Below are 26,190 nucleotides of genomic sequence, written 5' to 3'. Positions count from 1 at the left end.
TACTCTATATTCAATATAGAATACTTATATATAAATACTAAACATTTAGTATTAAATATTAACTAAATAGGAGAGGAAACAGCTTATGAAATCAATGTATTCATTCAAAAAACGAGTACTTAGTGTTGTGATGATTGCCATTTTTACAGATATGTTGATGTATGGCTTAGTGGTGCCATTTTTGCCTATTTATGCAGAAGTATTGGGGGCGAGCCAATCAAAGATCGGACTTTTATTTGCCAGCTATGCTATTGCTTTATTGATATCAACACCAATTTTTGGGGCTTTAGCAGATCGGGTTGGCAGAAAGAAACTGTTGGTTGTTGGGCTTTTAAGTCTTGCTATGACAACAATGGTATATGCACTTGCAATGAATTTTTGGGTTTTGGTTCTTGCTCGTTTTCTCCAAGGGGTAGCAGCATCCATTCCTTGGACAGCTGGTCTATCACTATTGGCTGAGAATTTTCCTAGAGAAGAGCGTGGGAAAGCAATGGGAACTGCAATGTCAAGTCAAGCAGGTGGAGTATTACTAGGACCACTGATTGGTGGCTGGCTATACGAATGGGGAGGATATCGAGCGCCATTTTTCGTAGCTATCGGAATTGCCCTTATTGCTGCCATACTAAGTATCGTTTTTTTGAGGAATGTAAATGATTCTAGGGCTGAAAACTTTTCTTCACCTTTTCATGTTTTGCGTAGAAAACAGGTACTGATGATAGTCGGTGTTGCAATCATTGGGTCAGCAGTGTTTGCAAGTATTGAGCCAACACTACCTATCCACTTATATGAACATTTGAATCTAAGTCCTGGAGTGATAGGTACGATGTTTATTGTTGTCACTTTAGCTTATGGTTTGTCGGCACCTTTAATTGGGGCGTTCTCAACAAGATTTGGGTATGTGAAAACGATGATGGCAGGTGTTATTTTAGTAGCAGTTACTTTACCATTGAATGCACTCCCAACTCAATTATGGTTACAAATCGTTACGCTTGCCATGTTAGGTATCAGTCTAGGAGTTGTGTTAACACCTGCGCTTCCGAAACTAGCTGAAATTTCCGATCAAGCAGGTGTTGTTTCCCAAGGTGTCACATTTGCTGTTTACAACACCGGTTACTCATTTGGCATGATGATGGGGCCGCTTTTGGCAAGTGGGATAGCCGGGAGTTTCGGTTTGAAAATGGCTTATCTGACATTGAGCGTTATATTCCTTATCTATTTAATCCCCTTAAATAGACTAAAGTCCTAATCATTTAGCAGGTCAACCGGAGTTCACTGGTTGGCTTTTTTACGCTTAGAAGTTAACTTGAAAAGCTTACAACTGGAATGTATGATTAAACAAACTATTATTTTAAAAGTTTCTGAAAAAAGGGGTCTTAGGAGTGATATTTTAAAGAAAATGGAGTTTTAAATTTTTAAGCATCATGATCACTGACAAAGGGTGACAAATATGAAAAGAATCGAAAAAATTTATCAGCAATTATTTTATAATTTTAATGAAATGAGCTTAGATCAACTTCTAAAGGTACAAGGAAATACAGCACAGGAAATCGCAGATCAATTGGAAATGGAGCGCTCAAATGTCAGCTTTGAATTAAACAATCTTGTTCGTTCCCAAAAAGTAGTTAAGATTAAAATGTTCCCGGTTCGTTACATCCCTGTAGAGATAGTGGAAAGCGCGTTTAACCAAAAATGGAATAACGAATTGATGGAAGTAAATGAACTGCAAGAGCTGCTTGGTCAACAAAAAAGAGTGAGTCAAACCATTTCTACAAATCCGCTGGAATTAATGATCGGAGCAAAAGACAGCTTAAAGAAAGCGGTTTCTCAAGCGAAAGCAGCTGTTTTTTATCCTCCGCATGGTTTACATATGCTTCTTTTAGGACCAACAGGTTCAGGTAAGTCCCTTTTTGCAAACCGCATTTATCAGTTTGCCATTTATTCGAAAATATTAAAGCCAGGTGCCCCATTTATCACATTTAATTGTGCGGATTACTATAACAATCCTCAGCTCTTGCTATCCCAATTATTTGGACATAAAAAAGGGACATTCACAGGTGCCAATGATGATAAAGCTGGTTTAGTTGAGCATGCCAATGAAGGTATTCTTTTTATGGATGAAATACACCGTCTTCCCCCTGAAGGACAAGAAATGCTATTTTACTTTATTGATAGCGGTATGTACCATCGATTAGGTGAAACAGAACATAAAAGAACAGCAAAAGTATTATTTATTTGTGCGACAACAGAAAACCCAAGCTCTGTCTTACTTAAAACATTTTTGCGAAGGATTCCGATGACAATCCATATTCCTTCACTTGAAGAAAGATCTCTCAAAGAAAAAGTTCAGTTAACCACTTTTTTATTAGGAAAAGAAGCCGAGCGATTACAAAAAAATTTAAATGTGCATATTGATGTCTATAATGCTTTAATCCATTCTGCCAAACTTGGGAATGTAGGACAGTTGAAATCAAATGTACAATTAGTTTGTGCACATGGATTTTTGAATAACCTCGATAGAGAGGATGTTGTAGAATTAACGGTTCGAGATCTTCCTGATGAAATGAAGCAAGAATGGATCTCAAGTAGCAAAAATATTGAAAGAAGCAAAATGATTTCTGAATATGTAAATATTACAACCATTATTTCGCCAATTATAGAAGATGAAACAACAAAAATCGATGATGAGCTTTCATTTAATTTGTACAATTTAATAGAGGAAAAAGTAGACATATTGAACAAAGAAGGCTTAACAAAAAAGGAAATCAACCAATATATTTTAACTGATATTCATTTGCATGTAAGAAGTTTTTTCAATCAGAAAGCTTACCATAACTATCATTTATTAAAATTTGTTGAAGATGATGTCATCCAGCTGACAAAACAATTAAAAGAAGTGGCTGAGCAAGAATTAAATTGTAAATTTGACCGTAGATTTATCTATTTTTTAAGTATGCATATTGATGCTTTTTTAAAGCGCGGAAAGCATATTGATGTTTTAAATACGCAAGAGACTGATGAGATCCGTAACACTCATGTGAAAGAATATCAGGTAGCTATGATATTCAAAGATCAAATTCAACATGAATTTAAATTGATTGTCCCAGAAGTCGAAGTGATCTATTTCACGATGTTAATTCATTCAATCAAATCGTTAGAAGAGACCAAGAGAGTTGGCATTGTTGTTGCTGCACATGGAAATAGCACGGCAAATTCAATGGTTGAAGTAGCAACTGAACTTTTAGGACATACACCGATTGTAGCAGTTGATATGCCTCTTACTGTTTCTCCATCAGAAATCATCGAATGTTTAACAACAAAGATTAAACAGGTAGATGAAGGAGAAGGTGTTTTAATGCTTGTTGATATGGGATCACTTGCTATGCTTGAAAGTAAGCTTCAACAAAAAACAGGTATCAATATAAAGACAATTAGTCATGTTACAACTTCAATGGTACTGGATGCCGTCAGAAAAGTGAATTACCTTAATTTAAATTTACATGCCATATATGATTCGGTGAAAAAAGATTTTCTTGAATTATTAGTCAGGCAGCCGATATCGACCGGCAAAAAGAAGGCGTTGGTGTCAATTTGTACGACTGGAAGCGGCACTGCAAAGAAACTGGAAGAGATCTTAACAACAATCACTCAGAAAGCGACCGATGATTCAATAAAAATCATTACTGTATCTTCTATTAAACTAGCAAATCGGATAAAAGAAATTGAAAAAGAATATGAAATCCTTGCCACAGTAGGGACGAAAAATCCAAAGATCAGTGCACCGCACATATCTTTAGAAGTGTTAATTGAAGGTGAAGGCGAAAAAGTGATTCAACAAGCCATCACAACAGGTGATACCTCTAAGCTTAACGGATTAAATAGTCAACATATCATTGTTCGGGAGCTTTGCGAGGATAATTTGAAGAAGTATTTAGTGTTCTTAAATCCTTATCATATTATAGAGATTTTATTGGAGTGGTTGGAAGTAGTGCAAGATGAATTAGAGATCAGTTTAAATAATTCAACGAAGATCAAAGTCATTATGCATACGGCTTTTGCTTTTGAAAGAGTGATTAAGCAAAACCCGATCGCTTTTACCGAAGAAGAAGAAATAAATGATAAATTTTTAAAAGCCTATAAGATCACAGAGAAAACACTAAAACCTTATGAGGAAAAGCTTGGACTGAATATTAGCAGTGATGAAAAACGCTTTATCGCAACAATATTCGCTGAAGAATGATGATGACCTGTTTTTAAAAACAATATATGAAAAAGAACCTGTATTAAAATAGACACTCTTTTAATACAGGTTCTTTTTTTTATTTGAAAGTGTTTCAAGAAAAAACAAATCAGCACCTGCAAACCGTCAAAACAATTTGTTGGCACGAAACTTGCATTATAAATGGATGAATAAAAAGAAAGGAGCAAACAGGAGATGATTTCAGTCATTATTAGTGGTCATGGACAATTTCCCACAGCATTAAAAGAGTCTTCTGGAATGATATTCGGTGAAGAAGACAGCCTGTTGGCAGTACCGTTTTTTAAAGGAGAAGGGGTTCAAACATTACAAGAAAAATTTGAGGAGACACTAAAGTTAATTCCAAAAGAAAGTGAAGTGCTTTTTTTAGTCGACATTTATGGAGGAACACCATATAATGCGGCTGCCCCATATATTTTGAAAGGGCAAAAAATGGATATGGCTACTGGAGTTAACTTGCCAATTTTACTTGAAGTATTAAGTTTAAGAGAACATTTGTCACTGAAAGAATTGCTGAATAAATTAAAAAAAGTGAGTCAAGAAAGCTTCCAAATTTGCAGTGAACACTTAAAGAAAGTAACAACAATAGAAAGAAAGGATGAATTACTATGAAAATTGTGTTAGCAAGAATAGATGATCGTTTTATTCATGGCCAAGTATTAACAAGGTGGATTAAAATCCATCAAGCTGATCGCATCATCATCGTTTCTGATGATGTTGCTCAAGATGAAATGAGGAAAACGTTGATTCTCTCTGTTGCACCTTCAAATGTGAAAGCCAGCGCAGTCTCTATTTCGAAAATGGCAAAAGCATTTCACAGTCCGCGGTATCAAGACACAACAGCGATGCTGCTCTTTGAAAATCCACAAGATATTGTGTCTCTTATTGAAGCAGGTGTCCCTATTGAAATCGTTAATGTTGGGGGAATGCGCTTTGAGAATAACCGTAAGCAAATTACAAAATCAGTCAGTGTGACAGAAAAAGATAGGACTGCGTTTGAAAAATTAGCTGAATTAGGTGTGAAATTGGAATTGCGGCAGCTACCTTCGGATTCCAGTGAAGACTTTATTCAAATTTTAAGAAATGTAACAAAATAATAAGGAGGAGCCAAAATGTCTTCAATACAAATTATTTTGTTGTTAATCATTGCAGCAATTACAGGGATAGGAAGTGTGTTGGATGAAGGGCAAACACACCGTCCATTGATTGCTTGTACGTTAGTAGGTTTGGTATTAGGAGATTTAAAGACAGGTATTATTCTAGGAGGAACATTGGAACTGATGGCATTGGGCTGGATGAATGTTGGGCTAGCGATGGCACCCGATACAGCGATTGCCTCTGTTATTTCCACAATTTTGGTGATTACCGCTGACCAAGGAATTGGTGAAGGAATTGCTGTTGCTGTTGCTTTGGCAGCTGCAGGCCAAGCATTAACTATTTTTGTTCGTACCATCACTGTATTTTTAATTCACCGGGCTGATAAATATGCCAAGGATGGAAATCTGAGAGGAATTGAAATCATGCATATAACAGCGATGGTTTTTCAGGCTTTGCGGGTGATGATCCCAACATTAATTGTAGCCTTAATTAGTGTTCATGCCGTTCAAGCCTTCTTAGGAAATATTCCTGAAGTCATTACAAAAGGTTTGCAAGTAGGTGGAGGAATCATTGTAGTTGTAGGGTATGCTATGGTCATTAATATGATGAATATCCCATATTTAAAGCCATTTTTCTATATTGGTTTTCTGTTAGCTGCATTTACCGATTTCAATTTAGTAGGTTTTGGTGCACTTGGTCTCTGTCTTGCCCTTTTATATCAACAGGTGATGCAAAAAAATCAAGGACAACAAGCCGTACCAGCAACTGCAGGTCACAATACACTTGATGACGACGATGATCTTGATGCCTAAATCATAAGGAGGGTTGATGAGAATGGAACCAGAAAAAAGATTAACAAAAAAAGAGATTTTTAGTATGTTTATTCGTTCGAACTTTTTACTTGGATCATTTAACTTTGAACGTGTACAGGCTCTAGGCTATTGTTATGTCATGATCCCGGCAATTAAAAAATTGTATGGTCCAGGAGCACAAAGAAACGAAGCACTGCAACGCCATCTCGAATGGTTCAACACTCATCCGTGGTTAACAGCACCGATTTTTGGTGTTACAGCTGCCATGGAAGAACAGATGGCAAATAAGAAAAAAATTGACGGCAAAGCGATTAGCGGGATGAAAATTGGTTTAATGGGGCCATTGGCAGGTGTTGGAGATCCTATTTTCTGGGGAACGCTTCGCCCTGTATTAGCAGCTTTAGGAGCGTCTCTTGCTTTAGGAGGAAATATCGCTGGACCTTTGCTCTTCTTTTTCCTTATTAATGCGATCAGATTAAGTACAAAATATTTCGGTTTAAAGTATGGTTATGTTAAAGGAATGGAAATTTTGCAAGATTTAGTCGGCAATAAAATCCAAAAGTTAACAGAAGGTGCATCTATACTAGGATTATTTGTGATGGGAGCTCTTGTTTCAAAATGGACAACCATTAACATTCCGATTGTTGTTTCCAGGATTAAAAATGATGCTGGAAAAGTTGATGTGCAAACATTGCAAAATGTCTTAGATAGCATCATGCCGGGCATATTACCATTAGGGTTGACATTATTGGTTGCATGGATGTTGCGTAAAGGAGTTAACCCTCTCCTCATTATTTTAGGTATCTTTATAATGGGTATTCTAGGTTACTGGAGCGGGTTTTTAGCATAAGAAAGCTGATGATAAGCGGCGTGAATTCACATAAGAATTCACGCTTTTTCTAATACTGCTTAAAGAATTAAAAAACTGATAGGATAGAAATTGAGGTGAAAATATAAATATGTTTGCTCTTGTTGTAGCAGAATGATGGAAGCGCAAAATACCCCTTTACGTTGGTCCGTGTGAAGAAGAATGGATTCAGTTTGTTAGTAAGTCCAATAATTATGATATAAAAGACCATTATTGTTAAACGATTAAAAACCAGTGTTGATAGTGGTTTCTTTGGAATGTAGACAACCTTTTTCCTATTTACTGTAAAGTAATTATATGGTAAGTTATAGTCGTAATCAGGGTGCTACCCTGCTTCGTCAGTCCAACTCTTTTACAGTCATTTATGCGTTTCTAGAGGAGGTATTAAGATGAAGAGACATTATAAAGTATTAATTGTTGGAGGAGGTACGGCTGGAATTACAGTAGGTGCGCGGCTTTTACGAAAATTAAAAGTTTTACGCGGAGAGATTGCTATTATCGATCCTAGCGATCACCATGATTATCAACCTCTTTGGACTTTAGCCGGAGCAGGAGTTGTAGAAAAAACAAAAGCACGGCGAGATATGAGCTCAGTCATGCCAACTGGGGCAGATTGGATTAAAAAAACCGTCCAATCGTTTGACCCTGAAAAAAACAGTCTTATAACATCAGATCAGAATCGACTTACATATGATTACTTAGTCGTAGCTCCTGGTATTCAACTGAATTGGGAGGGTGTTAAAGGTTTAACAGAAACATTGGGCAAACACCATGTTTGCAGCAATTATTCATACGAACACGTTGATTATACATGGGAAACAATTCAAAATTTTAAAGGCGGAAATGCTATTTTTACTCATCCTAACACACCCGTTAAGTGCGGGGGAGCTCCGCAAAAAATTATGTATTTAGCAGAAGAAGCATTTGAGAGCGCGGGGATTCGAAGTCAAACAAATGTCATTTTTGAATCAGCCAATCAAGCGATTTTTGATGTACCTAAATATCGGAAGGTTTTAGAAAAAGTTCTGCAACGAAAAAACATTCAGGCGTACTTCCGCAGACATCTTATGGAAGTCGATGGTGAGAAAAAAGAGGCCGTTTTTGAAGATTTAGAAACTGGTAAACTGATTTCGCGTTCATTTGATATGCTTCATGTTTGTCCACCTATGGAGGCACCAACATTTATTAAAAATAGTTTGCTTGCTGATCATTCAGGCTATATCAATGTTGATAAACATACACTTCAACATGTTCACTATTCAAATATCTTTGGGCTTGGTGATGCAAGTCATTTACCAACTTCTAAAACAGGTGCAGCGATTCGAAAACAAGCTCCTGTAGTAGCAGAAAACATCATCTCTTTAATGAGGGGAAATCCTTTAAGTGCAAAATATGATGGATATACTTCATGTCCTGTTGTGACAGGCTACAACAAGGTCGTACTGGCTGAGTTTGATTATGATAAACGGCCGAGAGAAACGATGCCATTTAATCAAGCGGTTGAACGCCGAAGCATGTATTTTTTGAAAAAAGACCTACTTCCGATTATCTATTGGAAAGGTATGTTAAAAGGAATCATGTAAAAACCACGAAAGAAGGATCATGATATGCTACTAAAATATTTTTATGATGAGAAACTTGCTCAAGCTTCTTATATGGTAGGATGTCAAGTAACAAAAGAGGCTGTAGTCATAGATCCAGCTCGAAATATCACACCCTATATAGAAGAAGCTAAAAGAAATGGGATGGAAATTGTTGGCGCTTTAGAAACGCATATCCATGCTGATTTTGTATCAGGAGCCAGGGAACTTGCGGTTACGCAAAAATCTTGTCTATATGTATCAGATGAAGGAAATAAACATTGGAAGTATGAAAATATTGATCACCTTCGACACAATCTATTAAAAGACGGTGATGAATTTCAGATCGGTCGGTTGACTTTTCAGGTATTGCATACGCCTGGTCATACCCCGGAGAGTATTTCATTTCTGTTAACAGATGGCGGTGGTCAAGCAGATCAGCCAATTGGGATCTTTACAGGAGACTTTGTGTTTGTAGGGGATGTTGGGCGTCCAGATTTATTAGAGAAAGTGGCAGGGGCACAAGGCACAGCTGAAAAAGGTGCCTATCAGATGTTTGAATCTTTGAAAAGGTTCAGAGAACTTCCCGATTATTTGCAAGTATGGCCGGCGCATGGAGCTGGAAGTGCCTGTGGAAAATCTCTTGGAGCGATTCCCTCTTCCACCGTTGGATATGAGAAAAGGTTTAATTGGGCTTTACAGCACACAAACTGCGATGGATTTGTAACCGCTTTACTAGATGGTCAGCCTGAACCGCCTAAATACTTTGCGATCATGAAACGTGTTAATAAAGTCGGAACACATTTGTTAGGTGATTTACCTGATATAAAAAAAATGACCGAAATCGCGCTGTTAGAAGAAAGAATTCGAAACGGTGTACAAGTCATTGATACTCGAGAGTCTGCACAGTTTGCCCAAGAACATATTGAGGGTACAATCAATATACCGTTTGGCAGCTCATTTGTGAACTGGACAGGTTGGCTTGTCGACTATGAACAGCCTCTGGATTTACTCGCAAAATCGGAAGAGATTGATGAGATAAAAGAAATGCTTCATTCTATTGGGATTGATCACATTAATTCTTATATGAATGTTGATGAGGCAATTGCAGCGGCATCAAGATGTGAATCATATCAAAACATTTCTCCTCAAGAAATAGATGCGATCATGAAAGAAAAAAATGCCCAGCTTCTTGATGTTCGGAACTTAAGCGAATGGAATAAAGGGCATATTGAAGGGGCAAAGCATATGATGCTTGGCACGATTGCTGATCGCATTGATGAAATAACTCTTCAATGTCCAGTGATTGTTCAATGTGGATCTGGTATTCGTTCGGCTATAGGAGCAAGCTTGCTCCAAGCAAACGGAATAAAAGATGTTTATAATATGTTAGGCGGGTATGTGCAGTGGAAAAAAGACGTTCAACATGAAAATGTAACTTCGGGAGGCTAGAGGTTTTACCTCGGCCTTTTTATATTCAATTTAACAATTTCCTCTTAAACTTTGACTATGGATTGCCGATGATATATATGTTTAAGAAAATGAGGGGGAAATGCATTGAAAAAGAATTTACGTTGGTTAAAATTTATCATAATGCTAATCATCATCGGCATTATCGTTAAAATAATTAATCATTATTTTGACTATTTAAATGTCATACTACATAACATTTTTCTTTATTTACTGTTAGCATCTCTATTAAGTATCTTTCTAGGTGTCATCAATCCAAAGCGTTTTGTCTTATTCAAAAAGAAAAGTAGAGTAACCGGCGGCTTAGGATATGCTCTCATCGCAATTGTTTGTTTTATTTTGTTTGGTATGACAATTTAAGATCGCATTCTTTAGAAAAAGAACTGTCTAAAAAGTCCTTTATCAAGATGAATCAGAGGGGATCGCGGGAACAGCGAAACAGGCTCGCGGATCGTCCGTGGAAAGCGAGCAAGAAAAAAGGCGTCCAATAGTCAAAAATCGACTTACTGGACAGCCCCTTTTTTAGGAAAGTCATGCATGTTTTTTTATTTTGATCTTGTAAATGATAACTAATAATATAAACCATACAGGAGTTATAAATAAAGAAACACGAGTATCTTCCGCCAGTGCCAATACAACAAGAATAAATGCAAGGAAAGCAAGAATCAAATAGTTGGAAAATGGATAAAACGGTAACTTAAATTTATTCACTTTCGCTAAATCTGGTCTTGTTTTCCGATATTTCAAATGGCAGATCACAGTAATTCCCCATATATAAATGAAACAAACGGTAGAAATACTTGTAATAAGCGTAAAGACTGCTTCTGGCATAATATAGTTTAGACAAACACCGATTAAAATAACGATAGTTGAAAAGAACAAAGCATTGCTCGGCACTTTATGCGAAGTCAGTTTCGCCATTGCCGCAGGTGCATTTTGATCTTTGGCAAGCGAGTAGACCATTCGGCTCGTACTAAAAACAGCACTGTTACAGGCTGAAGCGGCTGATGTTAACACAACAAAATTAATAATACTTGCTGCGGCAATAATCCCCACTGCAGCAAAAACTTGAACGAACGGGCTTTCACTCGGATTGATCGCATCCCACGGATAGATACTCATAATGACAACTAGAGCACCGATATAAAAAAGCAAAACCCGAACAGGAATATTGTTGATCGCTTTTGGAATGACCCTTTCCGGATCTTCAGTTTCACCTGCTGTAAGTCCAACGAGTTCGATGCCAACAAAGGCAAAGACAACCATCTGGAAAGAGAGAATAAAGCCATGTAAACCATTTGGAAACATGCCGCCATGATTCCAAAGATTTGTGAAACTGGATGTACCAGAATCAGTAGAAAAGCCTTTTATAATCATAAAAATCCCGATAATAATTAGCGCCAATATTGCAATAACTTTAATTAAAGCAAACCAAAATTCCATTTCTCCAAACAGTTTTACAGTTGCCAAGTTCATTAATAACAAAATAACCAAGGCAATTAAACCAGGTATCCATTGCGGTACATGAGGAAACCAATACTGAGTATAAAGACCAACTGCTGTCAAGTCAGCCATCGCAATCGAAATCCAGCAAAACCAATATGTCCATCCTGTGATAAACCCAGCCATACCACCTAAATAATCGCTGACAAAGTCAACGAAAGAGTGGTATTCCAAATTAGTTAAGAGCAATTCACCTAATGAGCGCATAATTAAAAAGCAAATAACCCCAGTAATCATGTAAGCAAATAAAATAGATGGTCCTGCTAAATGGATCGATTTTCCCGATCCGAGAAATAATCCTGTCCCAATAGCACCACCAATAGCAATTAACTGTACGTGTCTGTTTTTAAGACCTCGCTGTAATTTTTGTTCTTGATTTTGAGTATGATCGTCTGTCACTTCGAATATGCCTCCATAGAAAATTTGTTAGTTTTTTAGCTCATTTTAGACACTAGGCTCTCACTAATTTTATGTATAAAATTGATTATAACACCAAATAGGAAATAGAGGCTAGATTTATTTAATCACACCAAGCCTCTTGTTTAACCAATATATCTTAGCTTTGGTCTATTTTCCCCTCTCTATTCAGCGCTTTTTTCTCATTTTGTATGATTGACGCATTTGTGACTTTTTTGAAAACTTTCGTGTTTTATATGTCTTTCTTGCTTCTTGTGCTATTTTAGAATCATTCTCTATATCATTCTTATGTTTAGCAATAATTGCTTTTCATTCTTTGGTATTATAAAGGTACTTCCCGTAATGATGCCCGATTAACACATACATATTAGTTTACTTTCTCTTAAAAAGAGTAGATTGTTTCATTAGCTCATCATTTTCTAATGAATAATAGGATTGTTTTCCATTAATAGCTCTTTCAATTGTTGCTGGCTCTTTCATCATTAATGAGTTTCCTTCCATGATATTAAAGGATTTTTTGTTCATATGTATCTTTTTTATTTTTACCTTAGATTCTGTATAAAAATCACTGGGCAGTCCTTCAACCTGTTTGTCTTCATTAGCTATCGGTTCAATTATAGATTTTTCATCCAATTTTAATGAATTCAGATCGATTTTCTAGCTCTGTTAAGTCTTTAACACCAATATATTTTGGTAGGAGAAGAAAAGTAGTGAAAAGAATAATAGGCAACAAATATTTCATTTGCCTTTCCACCTTGATCTATTATCGTTTAAGAATCTTTTCGATTGCATAATTGATTTATTTTTATTTTCGTGATCTAAACCGATTGAATGACCAACTTCATGGACAGCGGTTTCATTTTTTTGTTGTGTCGTGCTGGAATTAACATTTTTTTCTTATGAAAAAACTACAAATCAGCTATTTCTTTTCGCATGACTCAATGTCCATTATTAACGTAAGGGGATTTATTCCACCCTGTTGCTCGCATACGTCCATTTGATTTTCTTTAATAAGATGGAAATTTGCTTATAATTTAAAGTAGAGTGAGAAAAACAAACAAATTTTAGGTATTTGTGTGCATATAGGGCATGTAACACTTTTATGATATTCAGACAATGTATGCCAGATTGGTTCATTTCAGTTTTATAGACACACTGTCAAGAGTATGTAATATTGAGAGCTGGTCTGTGTTCAAGTCTCTTTTGTTGGTTTTATTTTGTACAGTAATTTGAAAACGTTTTTGCACAGGCAGATAAAAAGATTCCAGCCCATTTTTAGATTGTTAATGATCCAAAAAGGGCTTTTGTGTTTTGGGTCTACTAAGTTTATTTCTCTATATTTAAAAATTCCTGAACAGTCTTAACTTGTTTATCTGTTGGATAGGAGTCATATAGTCGGCTTGCCAAACGAATGGGATCTCCAAAGAAATACCGTTCATATTGAGTTTGCCTTGTACCGAAAGAGCTCATTGTGAGATCCCATGCTAAGCGGAAAATTTTCACTCGATCTACGCCACTTGTCTTGGTTCCTTGGAGATAATGGTTAAGATCCTCCTTAAGATCGGAATGAAAAGCGTTTTCGGTTGGTAATGTAACAATTCCACTAGCACCGATTAATTGGATGATCTCTGTAAAACGGGGATATATTTTGGGAAAGACTGTACTTATCACTTTAAGAGGAATCAAACTTGGCCGCATATAGCCCCATTCATCTAGAGTTGCATCATTTTCTGCCTTTTCCAAAAGTGCTTTAATTGTTTCAAGGCCGATGATAATTTCTGACAGTTTCTCTTGGATATGTTGGTATTCAGACACATTAATCGTATCAACAAGAAGTTGAGCAATTCCTAAAAGAAATTCGGTTTTGACAATTTGTCTTGTGACAACTTGATGAATTGTGAATGCATGAAAAGAACTTTGGACGACAAAGTCATTGGCAGCCTCTACATGATCATAAAAAAATACCCTTTCCCATGGAACTAATACATGATCAAAGACAACAATGGAATCCATTTCTTCATACCTTGAAGCAAGGGGGTGATTAAAGGTAGATTCACTTGAAACAAACGATTCCCTACAAATGAATTTTACACCTTTCGTATTAGAGGGGATTGAAAAAGCAAAAGCTTCATCCTGATTCAGATAAAATCTTGGGGCTGAAAAAATTAAAATTTCATCTGTTAAGCCGCCTTGAGTAGCAAGAAGACGGGCTCCTTGAATAACGATGCCTTGTTTATTTTTCTCAATAACTTTTGCAGATATTGGCTGTTCCGTTTGCATCAAATTGATTTGTGATCGATTTAACTGTGGTGTAATAAATGTATGGGTAAATGAAAGGTCTTCCTTCATCGCTTGATCGTACAGTGCACGAATGTGTTCTGGAAAGCAATTTTCCCGATTATTTAAAAGTGAGGTCGAAGATGCAAAGCTCATAATGGCTGTATTCATGTAATCTGGGCTTCTTCCCATCAATCCATGTGTATGTCTTGCCCAATGTTCAATCATTGTTCTTCGTTTTATTAAATCTTCCTTTGTTTTTGGCTGTAAGTAAGATAAGCCAATCGGCTCGGTTTTTCCCGAGGGAAGAAAAGTCATTTCATTCATCAAGTTTTCGTTCATTTGTAAATCATAAAGAGAACTCTTTGTTTTAAGCAGACCCTTAAATGCATAGTGTTCAGAAATATTGCCTTCGATTTGTTTTCCATCAAACCAAATGTCATTTTGAAGCTGATTTATTCGGTTAATAAATTCTTTTCCACTGATAATTCCCATTGATTTCGCTCCTTCTGCGGTAACGGTTGGCACTAATAATATATTAGTCATGCTTCATACCTGTTCAAAAAGTTTGTTTTGGATGAGCCTGTTTTCATGATACTTCTAAAACTAAGTTGAAATTGTTCGTCAATCGCTGCTTCTATCTTCATGATCTGAATCATATCTTAAACTTAAAGAATCCAAATGGAGAGATACTATTTTAAATGGTATAGACAACTAGTGGTATAATATTCTATACTGGTGTTAGCGCTTTCAATGAAGGCCCATTTGACTATAAAGTCTATTAAATTTTAGGGTATATCGATTGAAAGAAGCCGTTCATTTTAAAAAATAAGGGTGATGATGATGTTTGAGAATTTAACAACAGAAACTCGTAATGAAAAAACGCTAAATGTAGACGAAATGTCAACAATCGAAGTATTAACAGTTATGAATGAAGAGGATGAAAAAGTTGCAAAAGCAGTGAAACAACAGTTGCAACAAATTGCAAAAGCGGTTGAAGCCATTATAGCCGCGAAAAAAAAAGGGGGGCGTTTAATTTATATAGGTGCTGGAACGAGTGGTCGTATTGGTTTATTAGATGCTGTTGAGTGTCCTCCAACGTTCGGGACAAACCCGGAAGAAGTCATCGGATTAATTGCTGGCGGAGAAAAAGCGTTTATTAAAGCAGTAGAAGGTGCTGAAGATCGTCAAGAATTAGGTGTTGATGATTTGAAAAACATTCATTTATCTGATCGGGATATTGTCGTCGGTCTTGCAGCAAGTGGGCGAACACCATATGTAATCGGTGGCTTAGAATATGCTAATTCAATAGGAGCGTCAACAGTGGGTGTCTGTTGCAACAAAGATACAGTCATCGGAAAAATCGCGAACATTTCAATTGAGGTTGTAAATGGACCGGAAGTATTAACAGGCTCAACACGTTTAAAATCAGGGACATCACAAAAATTAATATGTAACATGCTTTCAACAGCTTCAATGATAGGCATTGGAAAAGTGTATGGGAATTTAATGGTAGATTTGAAGTTAACAAATATAAAACTAGTAGAACGGGCAAAACGGATTGTGATGGAAGCGACATCTTGTGATGCTGAAACAGCAGAGTGTTACTTATTAAAAGCTGACAACAAACCAAAAATTGCAATTGTGATGATTTTAGCAGGTCTTACGAAAGAAGAAGCGATTCAAAAATTAACAGAAACACAAGGATTTGTTCGCCGAGCCATAAAATAAAGAAACACTATTTAGGAGGAGAGGTTATGAGTAAATATAAAAACTTAGCTCATCAAATATTGGAAGCGGTTGGTGGCGCGGAAAATATTGCGTCATACACAAACTGCATGACACGTCTTCGCTTAACTCCGGTAAATCGTCATTTAATAAATGAAGAAACTTTAAAAAAAATCGATGGAGTTCTTGGGGTAGTTGATCATGAAACATATCAAATCATCCTTGGACCGGGTGTTGTGACAAAGGTAGCTGAGCAAGTAGGTCTTATATTGGCAGAAGGGAAAGGGACAACTAGTCAATCCGTAACTCTTTCTGCAGAAAAGTTGCAAGAAAAAGGGGCTGATATGAAAGCAGAATTAAAGAAAAAGAACAACACACCACTAAAAAATATCTTAAGAAAAATTGGAAACATTTTCATTCCGCTTATTCCCGCATTTGTTGGGGCAGGATTGATCGCTGGTATCGGGTCTATTTTATCAAATAATATTACTGCAGGTCATTTAGACGGAGATACTTGGAATCAGTACGTAACCATATTATCTGTTATTAAAAATGCAATTTTCTTCTATTTGGTTATTTATGTAGGGATTTATGCAGCAAAAGAGTTTGGTGCGACACCAGCACTCGGTGGAGTCATTGGTGGAACAACACTTTTAACAGGGATGACGCCAGAGGCTCCTATTCAAAATATCTTTACTGGACAACCATTAATGAACGGGCAAGGGGGAGTAATCGGGGTATTATTAGCGGTCTGGATTTTAGCACTGTTAGAAAAACAATTACGTAAAGTGATTCCTGACGCAATTGATATTATTGTGACACCTACTATTGTATTACTTATTGCAGGTTTAATCACCATTTTCTTGATTATGCCTTTTGCCGGATTTGTTTCACATCATTTAATTGGTTCAATTGAATGGGTGCTAGCGCGCGGCGGTGTCTTTGCCGGATTTGTACTTGGCGCAACATTTTTACCGCTTGTAATGTTAGGATTACACCAAGTATTAATCCCCATCCACATGGAGATGATTCATACATCAGGAATGACACAATTGCTTCCAATCCTTGCAATGGCAGGTGCAGGACAAGTTGGAGCGGCTATTGCCTTATGGATACGCTGCCGAAAAAATAAATCTTTAACAAATATGATCAAAGGTGCACTTCCTGTAGGTATTCTTGGAATTGGTGAACCATTGATTTATGGGGTCACTTTGCCTTTAGGTCGTCCATTTATAACAGCCTGTATCGGTGGCGGTATTGGCGGAGCAGCAATTGGATTATTTGGCCAAGTTGGGGCAATGGCAATCGGACCGTCTGGTGTGGCTTTAATTCCACTTATTCAAGGTGGAATCTGGAAATATATCATGGGTCTAATTGTAGGTTATTTTGGTGGATTTTTCACAACATACTTTTTCGGTGTACCAAAAGAAGCAATGATGAAACAAGAATAATTTAAACTCTCTTACAAGTGTTGAGTTTAGTACAGAACCTTTCATTATACTTGTCATTTAGTTGTCGGCTGACTTTAGCTTTCCAGACATATAATGATGGCAAAAAGGGGGCGGTATCTCATTCTCGTCTCGCCCCTTTTAAAACGTTTGTTTGCGAGTTTCCAAGGCAGGCTATTCTTCTTCCTCACTATACTCTAAAATATCTCTAGGCTGACAATTTAAGGCTTTGCAAATGGCGGACAGAGTTTTGAATCTTACACCTTTCGCCTTTCCTGTTTTTAACATCGATATTTTATTACCCCAACTTTTTTCGATCTTTCATGTAATGACATCTTCCGTTCGGCCATTACCTTGTCTAATCGAACGATTATTTTCATGAGAATCTCCTTTTAAACAAACATATCATTTTCTGATTTAATTGAGATCCCAAGCTTTAAAATATAGGCTACTCCCATCATAATAAGTGAACCAAGTAGATAATCGGCTGGAAAAAATAAGATAACCACTTCCTCTGTATAAAGATTCTCTGGGTATAGGTTAAATAATCCGCCAATTATACTGATAACAAGCTTTAGAAAGCCGAAATATAAAATCATTTTGCTGAATTTTCTAAATATAGAAACGACTTCACTATGAAATGGAGTTTTCTTTGCCAGCATCGTTTCTAATATAGAGATGAATCGTCCTATGCCAATTAGAGTGAGTAAAAATAGTGGAATGGTTAGAATAATAGTAAATTGGAAAGTCGATAAATGAGGTATGTATATTTTTGTGTGCCCAAAAACTTGGATTTTAGTCCATGTAAAAGAGTGCCCTGGCAACAAAAGGTTGCCACAATACATCCATATCCCTGTTAACATTAACAAAAATTTCGAAATCTTTAATGTTGAAATCAATCGATTCATTTGCTTACAGAATATTTTTACTACCATTCAATTTAAAATATAAATTTAAAAACTTAATGCTTACTTTCTATTTTTAAAGTTTCATAGAAAAAATAACAGAAAGATAATAAGGAACATTTTGTTATGGTGTGTTTGGAGTGATCACGAATACATAATATTTTAATCGTTCTCTCTTATTGACTTATTTTCCTGTTCTCAAGCATTTTCAAAATGAATAGATGTAGTTGTATAATGAAAGATATAGCTTTAAGGTTAAGAGAAAGGGGAGTGAATGTTGTTGAAACTGCCAAAATCCATTTAAGGACATTATCAAAATCTCTTTTAATGGTGCTGGGGAGCACAAACATGTCGTGTTTTTTAATATAGATGACGGGACTCTAATACAACATTGCTAAAGAAGAAAGGTGTTTTAAATTGAGACGAATGATTAAATGGGCAGCATTAGTTACAATATTGCTAGGTTTATTCGGATGTACTGCAGATAACGAAAAGGAAAAAGAAAAGGATAAGGATAAGGAAAATATTCATTATGCAAAAGATGACAAACAAGTATTAGATATTTATACACCGCAGACGGCTAACAAAGAAAAACATCCTGTTCTCATCTACATTCATGGAGGGGGATGGACAGGCGGAGATAAGAGCAATGTTGCATCAAAGCCGGCGTTTTTTACAGAAAACGGTTATGTTTTCGTGTCTGTAAATTATCGACTTCATCCAGATGCTCAGTATAATGATATGGCCTATGATGTTGCTAAGGCAATTAAATGGGTGATGGACCATGCAGATGACTATCAAATGGATCAAACAAAAATAAATGTCATGGGGCATTCTGCCGGAGGGCATCTGACAGGCTTAATTGCCACAGATCCAAGATATTTAGATCGTGTTGGTCTTGCACCCGCATCACTACATTCGATTGTTGTATTAGATGGACCTATGAATGTGAAACAATTCATTGAAGCGATTCCGTCTTACAAAAAGGTGTTTGGCACCAATCAAAAGGTGTGGACAGAAGCATCACCGCTTACCTATATGAACAACTCAAATTTGCCTCCGGCTTTTATGGTTACGCGCTGGGAAAATCCTTCTGTCTATCAATTCGCCAGAACTTTAAACAAGGTGAAAGGATCTGATTTTGTTTATCAAGTGAAAAACTTATCTCACAGTGATTTAAATAAGATGTTCGGTTCTCCAGATGCACCAAAAGAAGCGCGGGATATGACAAAAGCGGTGATGGCATTTCTAAAAAAACAAAACAAATGAGCATGAAAGGGCTGGTAACACCGGTCTTCTAAGTTGTTGTTGACTATTGTTACACTTAAATGATGCCCTAACCCTATAATAATGTAGGATGTACAAGTTTTGATTTACATATGGACCGATTGGATATGGACACAGTTGAAAAGGCTGTGTCTATCCTAATTTAATGATTTGGGAAACCCGTGGCTACCTACTCCCCTAAAGGTAGACAGAATATTTCGTGCTTTTGACCACCAATCTTTTACCTTCATCCCAAAAAAAGAACCCTTCGCTTAACATTCAATAACAATGAGTTTGGTATCCACAACAAAACATGATAAACAGATATCGCGAACAAACATTCCTATCCATATTGAAACAGAACGAGTGTTCCTGTAAAATAGAGTAAGAAGGAGGAGGAGCACATGAATTTGATGTTAAATCTTTCAATTAAAGAGAAAACAGCTATAGATATGATCTATATGAGAAGAGATGGCCAACTTTCAAAAAGATTAATCATTGTTCGTCAAATTAATAAAGGCTATATTCGGGCTTATTGTTTAAAGAGCAGGCAAACAAAGACGTTTACGATTGAGAATATCCTTGCTGTTTCTCTAATGGAGCATGATAAAAGAACCGAGAATTATGCATTACACTAAAGAACTCCACCTCTTAAACTTTGCAACTCCATATCGTCACCATTCTTAATTAAGCGATCTTCACAAAAGAAAGGCCTAAGGGTCTATTCAGATCTTTTCTTAACTGTTCTAAAATTGAAGAGATATACAATCATTCGGTGGATAAATCTGTATAATTCTTATCGTTGAGGTGAAATCGGCCATGGGATTATGAAGTTTGCTCGTGGTAGTGGTGCGAGAGATGTTAAATTTTCATCTAATTTAGAAAACCACATAAAAAATGTTGATCCCTCTGTTCCAAGGAGACGGGCACATAACAAGGATGAATTTTATAAGAATGAAGTCAATGTATTAAATAATAAACGACACCCGTCCATGCCAGGAGTTGAAAAGATAAGTTATCAAGTGCCATCTATTGATGGAAAAACTGGAGAAATAACAGGATGGAAAGCGACTGAGTTTAACAAAACAGTTTATGACCCTACAGTCGTCTCCGATAAACAGTATATTAAATTAGGAAAGGAGGCGGCACATGATGCTTCTGCTAATGGTGCACTTGGCAGGGAAGCTGTGGTTGCTTTATTATACAAAAGAATACAAGATATAATACCGTTCTTACAATATTTGTTATTGTCAGTAATATCGTTGCCAATTAATACAGGCTTTTTATATGATATTATACCTTTATATTCTATGGTATCATTTCTGAATTACTTTTATCTTTTTATTTTGTCTGGGTGTTTTATTTTTTATGATATTTCGAAAAGAATGTCAGAAAGAAAGGGAGACTTAACAAAGTATGAGTTGTGAAATGGGAAAATGTATATTTTGTGAAATAGTTAATCAAAAAATTTCGTGTTTTGAAGTATATAAAAATGACTATATAACAGCATTTCTTGATATAAATCCTATTGCATATGGGCATACATTAATTATACCAAATAAACATATTGAAAGACTTGATCATCTAAACGATCCTTCTCTATCTTATGCTATAATGGATTCTTTAATAAAGGTTCCTCAAATACTAATTAACTCAGGTCTCTGTGAAGATTACACTATACTATCGGATAATGGGCATTTTGCTCAACAAGGCATTAGACACCTGCACTTTCATGTAATACCAAGACACGCGAATGAAAAGTGTGTATTTCAATTAGACACTGACTATACAGCAGCTGAGAAAAATAACTTACTTTCAGTTTGGGAAAAAATTGTAAGGGGATGATCGTTTATTTTTTGTTTAACCTGTTAAATCAAAGTTGGATTTGTTATGTCTTTGGTTGTAAGCGTCAAAACTTGAGTTATGATTTGGATAGCTTTTTAAAAGAAATACAACATGCTGGTATTGGTATTTCTCCAGCTCTGGTTTCCAGATCATCATAAAGAATGATTGGAGGTCTCTCGATTCCGGTTCGACACAGCTATAGATAGGATTAGTTGAAGCCGAACTATCATATAGTTTGCTCACTTTTTTTGGATTTAACTGGATGGAAAATTAAATAGGTCTTTATTTAACAAGACGAAGATACATGAATTCCTAACGATTCAAAGTATTAGATGATATTTTAGAGCTTCGCAAGCCTTTTTTATGCAGATGTACTCTGCACGAATTTCCTGCAGAACTCTGTACTTTTATCTACAAAAAATATAAAATACTAATTCATTTAACCTATCAATATTTTACATAGTTAAACAAATTAGTATCAACTCGGTTTTTCATTTATTTCTGATCGAGTCTTTAACCAATCAGCATCTCTTGACAATCTTACCAGTTAGAATTAACATACCAATTATATACAACATGATGTATCCCCCGAGTTGATCATTCATAAATTTTCATCTACCACATATAAATTATTTTAACGATTATTATAGTTTTGTCATTTTTAAATTTTAGAAATTCGAAAAACTCTTTTATAGGAAGAATGAGAATAATAATATGAAGGGAAGAAAACAATACAATGCCGAAACAGGCTCTAACAAAAATTTTGGCACAAACTATTAAAATCGGGATTATAAAATCAAATTTAATTCCTATGTTTGCTGGATTGACTTTAGCTTTATATACATATCATTTTAGCTTGTTTGAAAAAACTTCGGAAATAATATATGCATTAATCGGTTCGGTATTAGTAATGGGTGCTGCAGGAGCTTTTAACAACTTGTATGATCGTGATATTGATTCTATTATGGAGAGAACTAAAAACAGACCTACAGTGACAGGAGAAATAAAGCCCCGAACAGTATTATGGCTTGGTATCTTTATGTCTACCTTTGGAATAATAATTCTTGCATTTGCATCATCTTTAGCAGCATTCCTAGGGTTCCTAGGATTATTTTTTTATATTGTCCCGTATACAATGTTGAGTAAGAGAAAAACGGTTTACAATACAGAAATCGGTAGTATTTCTGGAGCAATGCCACCTCTTCTAGGATGGGCTGCTATTTTTCCAGACATCACCCATCCTGCTATTATTGGACTTTTTGTGATTGCAGTCATTTGGCAAATGCCACATTTTTATGCGATAGCTATTCGAAAACATGAGGAATACAAAGCTGCAAAAGTTCCTATGCTTCCTGTTGTCAAAGGGATAAAGAGAACATACATACAAACAAATATTTATTTAGTTGTATTGGTTGCTATAAGCGTTCTATTTGGTTCATTAAGTATTGGTCTTATGTTAGTAGCACTTTTATTAGGGGTTTTATGGCTTATGTTAAGTCTTTTGGGTTACAAAAAAATGAATGCTGAAAAATGGGCAAAATCAATGTTTATTTTTTCCTTGTTCCATATGACGATTCTCTTTTCAACTGTAATTATCTATTCTCTTATGGGGATAATTTTTAAGTTATAGGATTAGAAGACTTCTATTTAAAAATAATGAGTCAAATTTTTGTTTTAAGCAGGATAAAGGGGAACCAGTAATAGGATAGATTGGCCTGATCATGTAAATCCCCATGTTCATGATGCTGAACTTAAAGATAGTTCTTGGAGTTTTAAAAAGAAAGGAAAAGCATTAGAATAGCCAGGAGGTGGTTGCATGACTGAAAATATTCACCATAGAAAACCAAAGTATATAGTTAGATTGGACGACAAGCATTTTCACGAATCAAGTGAAATAATTTGTCTAGGGAAACAAATGGCTGAACTTCTTTTGTGTCTAAAAGAAGTTGAAGAAAAATTGGATTGGTATGTATTTGATGTTTTCGGCTCCACGGAAGTAGGATTATCAGTATTATTTCCTAAGAATCAATCAGAACCCTATAGTTTTTTTTCAGCAACAGAAGATTTAATTAACGCAGTAAGACAAGTGCACCAATTTGAAAAAGGAGTTTTTATTGGAATTCCAAAAGGTCATGTGGTTAAATGGAATCAAGAATTTCTACCTGAAACTGAAGAAGGTTTATTTATTCAACATTGCTTAGCTCAAATAGAATTAAGAGCATTTGACTTCTCATATTTTGAAATCTATATTGATACGGATTCTGTATTGACTCAATTAAAAACTCATTACAACATTAAAGAAAGCGATTTTATAGACTGAATAGTCGTAAGTATTATTAATTAAATTAACTAACCTTGATTGCTAATACATACTTTTCAAGATTCCTTTAAATCCGCAATACACTCCCGCCCATCCCAGGATAGGGGAGCAACCTATGCTCATGTTCAATCTTTGGATATGGTCGAGGCTTCTTTCAGTTTGCTGCTAATTTAAGTGAAAAAATTTAGTCAATTAGATGAGGTATAATCCAAATAACCAATATCAGTTACCTTGGTTGGCTAAATGCTTTTCAAACGACCACAGGTTTAGAAACTATCATGTGCATGTTAAGAAAAAGACTTTAGGTAAAATGGGACATGGAATTGTGAAGATGCTTGTGGTAGTGGTTCTGCCAAGAGTGTGCTGAAGTTTCTGAAGGGAAGTCTCATAAATTCCGAAGCTGTTGTCTTGGTTTTGTATGTATCCAACGAACATCCTAAAGAAAGTTTCTGGTCTTGTTTTCTGAATTTTCATTTAATATACTTTGGTTATATTCAGGGATCTTCGCACTTTAGTCTCATGTTAGTACGGGTAGAAAACAATTTTGCAATAAACAGAGAAAGAATGCTAGTTGTTTAGATGAGCGATTAAAAAGTGTGTAAGTACATACATAAAGGAGAAGAGGGCAATGAAAGAAGGTAAACTGGTTAAGATGACAATAGCATGTCTAAAAAAAACAGTTTCAAAGTACGGAACCTTCCCTATGCTTATACAAGGTGGAGATGTCTTGGAAGATCCATACTTCTATTTTAATGATCCAGCCACTGATAAACAAATTGATGATTTAGAAAAGGCTTTAAATGTGAAGCTTCCGAAAGACTATAAAGTGTTTCTTGGTTTACACAATGGAATAGAATTTATAGATGGCATTGAAGTCCTGAGCATAAAAGATGTTTTAACATATAATGAAATTCAAGATCTCCCAAAAGGTTATATATTGATTGGGTATCATGATGCTGGGCATTATATCATTGACACCAATAAATATCATAAAGGTTTAGATTATATGTATTATAAAGATGGGCTAGACGATATGAACGAAGCTGAAGCTTTAGGGTCTAGTTTTGAAATCTGGCTTGATCGGATATTGTCCGCAAATGGAAACAAGTACTGGGAATCAAATCAATGTATGAAGAAATATTATGAGAGCATTGTTGAGGAATGAAGTACCCATAGACATTCACGTCACTTCCGTGGAAAAATAAGCTCTAAGATCAACCCAGCTATCGGACTTGTCCAGTAAACAAAAGGTGATAGACTTGTATATGATAACTAAAATAGATTTGATGATAAATGGTGAAAAGGGTGACCTAATGTAAAATTAGGAACAATTTCAACATCGCTTAGTTGAAACAACCGACCTGATCACTTTGAATCGAATTTATGATTCAATAAAGGAAAATGGACTTGGGTTTTTGAAGTAGGCTATGACGATAATACGATTTGAATACGCTTAAAGTGAGTGAGACATAGCGTGTTTTCATATTCCTTCGGCTACATTTATTATTAGACTGCCGCTTCTTTGATGTAAGTTAAACTATCCTCACATTCACTTTAACAGGACATTAAAAATGATTTTGACAAAGGTCGTAATAGTTTTCCGCTGTATAAATAGGCCATTCCCAAAAGTTCTGACCCTGAGATAAGATATATCTGTCCATAAAAAGTTCGAAATTCAAGTTTAAAGGTTCATAATCTATTCCGCTGAATAAGACAAGATAGTTTCTTCGTTCCTTTTTTAAAATACGTTGGTCAATGAGTAGGTGGCTTCCTTCGAGTAAATGGGCAATAGGAATATATTCCTCTTCAAGATGTGTTAACTCGTGTAGATCATGATTTACTTGATTCAGATTAAATAAGTGAAGACCTCCACCAATATTAGAACCCTCAGACAGCAAATCAAATATATCGGCTCCATTGTGCAGCTTTAAAAACGCTTTATAGTCTGACGGTAATTTGACTGAAGCTATTTCTTCAAAATCTCGTATTTCTTTATCTGAAGCAGGTTCATGAAAACTGCATACGGTCTCACATGAATCTCCCTCAGTGCAGAAAAGAGTGATTTCATTCTTTTCATTCAATCGTTTTTTCAACCCATTTAATGTAGCACCAATAAAATGTTTCATATTTCACCTCTTATTAGCCAAATTGTGGACGAAGGTAGCATACTTTCTAGTTTTTCGACACGAAAAGAAATTTTCCTTTCTTAGTTTTACATTTTCCGTTATTGTTTGAGACAGAGTCGTCTTGAAAATGTATCGAGGTTTTACGGCTGGCTTGATACAGATGATACACTATCAGAAATGCAGCAGCTGCGAAATAAGATGCTGATCATTGACAACTAATGATCTTAGAAAAGTTCAACAGGCGGACAGGTCTAAAGTCATGACTCGCGCAA

The 26,190-nt window shown here is 35.8% G+C and carries 23 protein-coding genes and 2 pseudogenes; 18 read left to right on the top strand and 7 right to left on the bottom strand.

Translation table 11 applies throughout. The annotated features are described in order from the left end of the window. Positions 1 to 85 precede the first annotated feature (85 nt). The 9 genes from HOO54_RS14575 to HOO54_RS14535 all read left to right on the top strand — a co-directional run bounded on the left by HOO54_RS14575 (position 86) and on the right by HOO54_RS14535 (position 10,443). Positions 86 to 1,246: an MFS transporter gene (locus tag HOO54_RS14575; protein WP_172296505.1), complete on the top strand. Its 1,161-nt coding sequence runs from the start codon at positions 86 to 88 to the stop codon at positions 1,244 to 1,246. 201 nt (positions 1,247 to 1,447) lie between these two features. Then, positions 1,448 to 4,237 (top strand): sigma-54-dependent transcriptional regulator, encoded by a 2,790-nt coding sequence (locus HOO54_RS14570; protein WP_172296503.1) that lies wholly within the window; start codon positions 1,448 to 1,450, stop codon positions 4,235 to 4,237. A gap of 195 nt (positions 4,238 to 4,432) precedes the next feature. Next, positions 4,433 to 4,867, top strand: coding sequence for a mannose/fructose/sorbose PTS transporter subunit IIA (locus tag HOO54_RS14565; RefSeq protein ID WP_172296501.1), 435 nt, complete (start codon positions 4,433 to 4,435; stop codon positions 4,865 to 4,867). Next, the gene (locus HOO54_RS14560) at positions 4,864 to 5,352 is read left to right on the top strand and encodes a PTS sugar transporter subunit IIB (protein WP_172296499.1); all 489 of its coding nucleotides are present in this window, start codon (positions 4,864 to 4,866) and stop codon (positions 5,350 to 5,352) included. Before HOO54_RS14565 ends, HOO54_RS14560 begins: the two co-directional genes overlap by 4 nt. A gap of 15 nt (positions 5,353 to 5,367) precedes the next feature. Then, on the top strand, positions 5,368 to 6,165 hold the full coding sequence (locus HOO54_RS14555) for a PTS mannose/fructose/sorbose transporter subunit IIC (protein WP_172296497.1): 798 nt from the start codon (positions 5,368 to 5,370) through the stop codon (positions 6,163 to 6,165). 22 nt (positions 6,166 to 6,187) lie between these two features. Further along, positions 6,188 to 7,015 (top strand): PTS system mannose/fructose/sorbose family transporter subunit IID, encoded by an 828-nt coding sequence (locus tag HOO54_RS14550; protein WP_172296495.1) that lies wholly within the window; start codon positions 6,188 to 6,190, stop codon positions 7,013 to 7,015. Positions 7,016 to 7,422: 407 nt separating this feature from the next. Further along, a complete protein-coding gene (locus tag HOO54_RS14545) occupies positions 7,423 to 8,616 on the top strand; it encodes an FAD/NAD(P)-binding oxidoreductase (RefSeq protein ID WP_172296493.1) in 1,194 nt (397 codons plus the stop codon). Positions 8,617 to 8,640: 24 nt separating this feature from the next. Continuing rightward, positions 8,641 to 10,065 carry an MBL fold metallo-hydrolase gene (locus tag HOO54_RS14540; protein ID WP_172296491.1) on the top strand — a complete coding sequence of 475 codons (1,425 nt, stop codon included), beginning with the start codon at positions 8,641 to 8,643 and terminating at the stop codon, positions 10,063 to 10,065. 105 nt (positions 10,066 to 10,170) lie between these two features. Further along, positions 10,171 to 10,443, top strand: coding sequence for a hypothetical protein (locus HOO54_RS14535; protein WP_172296489.1), 273 nt, complete (start codon positions 10,171 to 10,173; stop codon positions 10,441 to 10,443). A 171-nt stretch (positions 10,444 to 10,614) separates the two neighbouring features. Here HOO54_RS14535 and HOO54_RS14530 read toward each other — a convergent pair whose 3' ends face one another. From HOO54_RS14530 to hpaB, 4 genes and pseudogenes are all read right to left on the bottom strand, one after another. Further along, positions 10,615 to 11,985, bottom strand: coding sequence for an amino acid permease (locus HOO54_RS14530; protein ID WP_172296487.1), 1,371 nt, complete (start codon positions 11,983 to 11,985; stop codon positions 10,615 to 10,617). Positions 11,986 to 12,375: 390 nt separating this feature from the next. Then, positions 12,376 to 12,636, bottom strand: a complete 261-nt coding sequence (locus tag HOO54_RS14525) for a hypothetical protein (protein ID WP_172296485.1) — start codon at positions 12,634 to 12,636, stop codon at positions 12,376 to 12,378. 105 nt (positions 12,637 to 12,741) lie between these two features. Further along, a pseudogene (locus HOO54_RS25195) lies at positions 12,742 to 12,852 on the bottom strand (matrixin family metalloprotease); the annotation flags it as partial. Between the two features lie 477 nt (positions 12,853 to 13,329). Then, entirely contained in the window at positions 13,330 to 14,775 is a 1,446-nt protein-coding gene (gene hpaB, locus HOO54_RS14515) for a 4-hydroxyphenylacetate 3-monooxygenase, oxygenase component (protein ID WP_172299585.1), read from the bottom strand. A gap of 348 nt (positions 14,776 to 15,123) precedes the next feature. Here hpaB and murQ point away from each other — a divergent pair, with 348 nt between their 5' ends. Together murQ and HOO54_RS14505 are read left to right on the top strand one after the other, a co-directional pair. Then, positions 15,124 to 16,011, top strand: coding sequence for an N-acetylmuramic acid 6-phosphate etherase (gene murQ / locus HOO54_RS14510; protein WP_172296483.1), 888 nt, complete (start codon positions 15,124 to 15,126; stop codon positions 16,009 to 16,011). Positions 16,012 to 16,037: 26 nt separating this feature from the next. Beyond that, entirely contained in the window at positions 16,038 to 17,459 is a 1,422-nt protein-coding gene (locus tag HOO54_RS14505) for a PTS transporter subunit EIIC (protein WP_172296481.1), read from the top strand. A 171-nt stretch (positions 17,460 to 17,630) separates the two neighbouring features. Here HOO54_RS14505 and HOO54_RS14500 read toward each other — a convergent pair. Beyond that, a pseudogene (locus HOO54_RS14500) lies at positions 17,631 to 17,836 on the bottom strand (helix-turn-helix domain-containing protein). Positions 17,837 to 17,848: 12 nt separating this feature from the next. After that, positions 17,849 to 18,301, bottom strand: a complete 453-nt coding sequence (locus HOO54_RS14495) for a hypothetical protein (RefSeq protein WP_172296479.1) — start codon at positions 18,299 to 18,301, stop codon at positions 17,849 to 17,851. 477 nt (positions 18,302 to 18,778) lie between these two features. On the opposite strand from HOO54_RS14495, the gene HOO54_RS14490 reads away from it, so the two are divergent. From HOO54_RS14490 to HOO54_RS14460, 7 genes are all read left to right on the top strand, one after another. Further along, complete coding sequence (locus tag HOO54_RS14490) at positions 18,779 to 19,630, top strand: alpha/beta hydrolase (protein ID WP_309244878.1); 852 nt, start codon at positions 18,779 to 18,781, stop codon at positions 19,628 to 19,630. 401 nt (positions 19,631 to 20,031) lie between these two features. Beyond that, positions 20,032 to 20,265: a hypothetical protein gene (locus HOO54_RS14485; RefSeq protein WP_172296477.1), complete on the top strand. Its 234-nt coding sequence runs from the start codon at positions 20,032 to 20,034 to the stop codon at positions 20,263 to 20,265. Positions 20,266 to 20,454: 189 nt separating this feature from the next. Then, a complete protein-coding gene (locus HOO54_RS14480) occupies positions 20,455 to 21,054 on the top strand; it encodes a CdiA family toxin C-terminal domain-containing protein (RefSeq protein WP_172296474.1) in 600 nt (199 codons plus the stop codon). Further along, entirely contained in the window at positions 21,044 to 21,472 is a 429-nt protein-coding gene (locus tag HOO54_RS14475) for an HIT domain-containing protein (RefSeq protein ID WP_172296471.1), read from the top strand. The genes HOO54_RS14480 and HOO54_RS14475 overlap by 11 nt, the downstream gene beginning before the upstream one ends. 736 nt (positions 21,473 to 22,208) lie before the next feature. Beyond that, positions 22,209 to 23,102, top strand: coding sequence for a heme o synthase (gene cyoE, locus HOO54_RS14470; RefSeq protein ID WP_172296468.1), 894 nt, complete (start codon positions 22,209 to 22,211; stop codon positions 23,100 to 23,102). A 186-nt stretch (positions 23,103 to 23,288) separates the two neighbouring features. Next, complete coding sequence (locus HOO54_RS14465) at positions 23,289 to 23,792, top strand: hypothetical protein (RefSeq protein WP_172296465.1); 504 nt, start codon at positions 23,289 to 23,291, stop codon at positions 23,790 to 23,792. Positions 23,793 to 24,420: 628 nt separating this feature from the next. Continuing rightward, positions 24,421 to 24,957 (top strand): SMI1/KNR4 family protein, encoded by a 537-nt coding sequence (locus HOO54_RS14460; RefSeq protein ID WP_172296463.1) that lies wholly within the window; start codon positions 24,421 to 24,423, stop codon positions 24,955 to 24,957. Positions 24,958 to 25,357: 400 nt separating this feature from the next. On the opposite strand, the gene HOO54_RS14455 is transcribed toward HOO54_RS14460, so the two are convergent. After that, positions 25,358 to 25,918 (bottom strand): SMI1/KNR4 family protein, encoded by a 561-nt coding sequence (locus HOO54_RS14455; RefSeq protein ID WP_172296460.1) that lies wholly within the window; start codon positions 25,916 to 25,918, stop codon positions 25,358 to 25,360. Between the last annotated feature and the right edge of the window lie 272 nt (positions 25,919 to 26,190).

It is taken from the genome of Bacillus sp. WMMC1349 (assembly GCF_013155385.1).
Classification (GTDB): domain Bacteria; phylum Bacillota; class Bacilli; order Bacillales; family Bacillaceae; genus Bacillus.
This window is presented reverse-complemented; position numbering and strand designations above follow the sequence as displayed.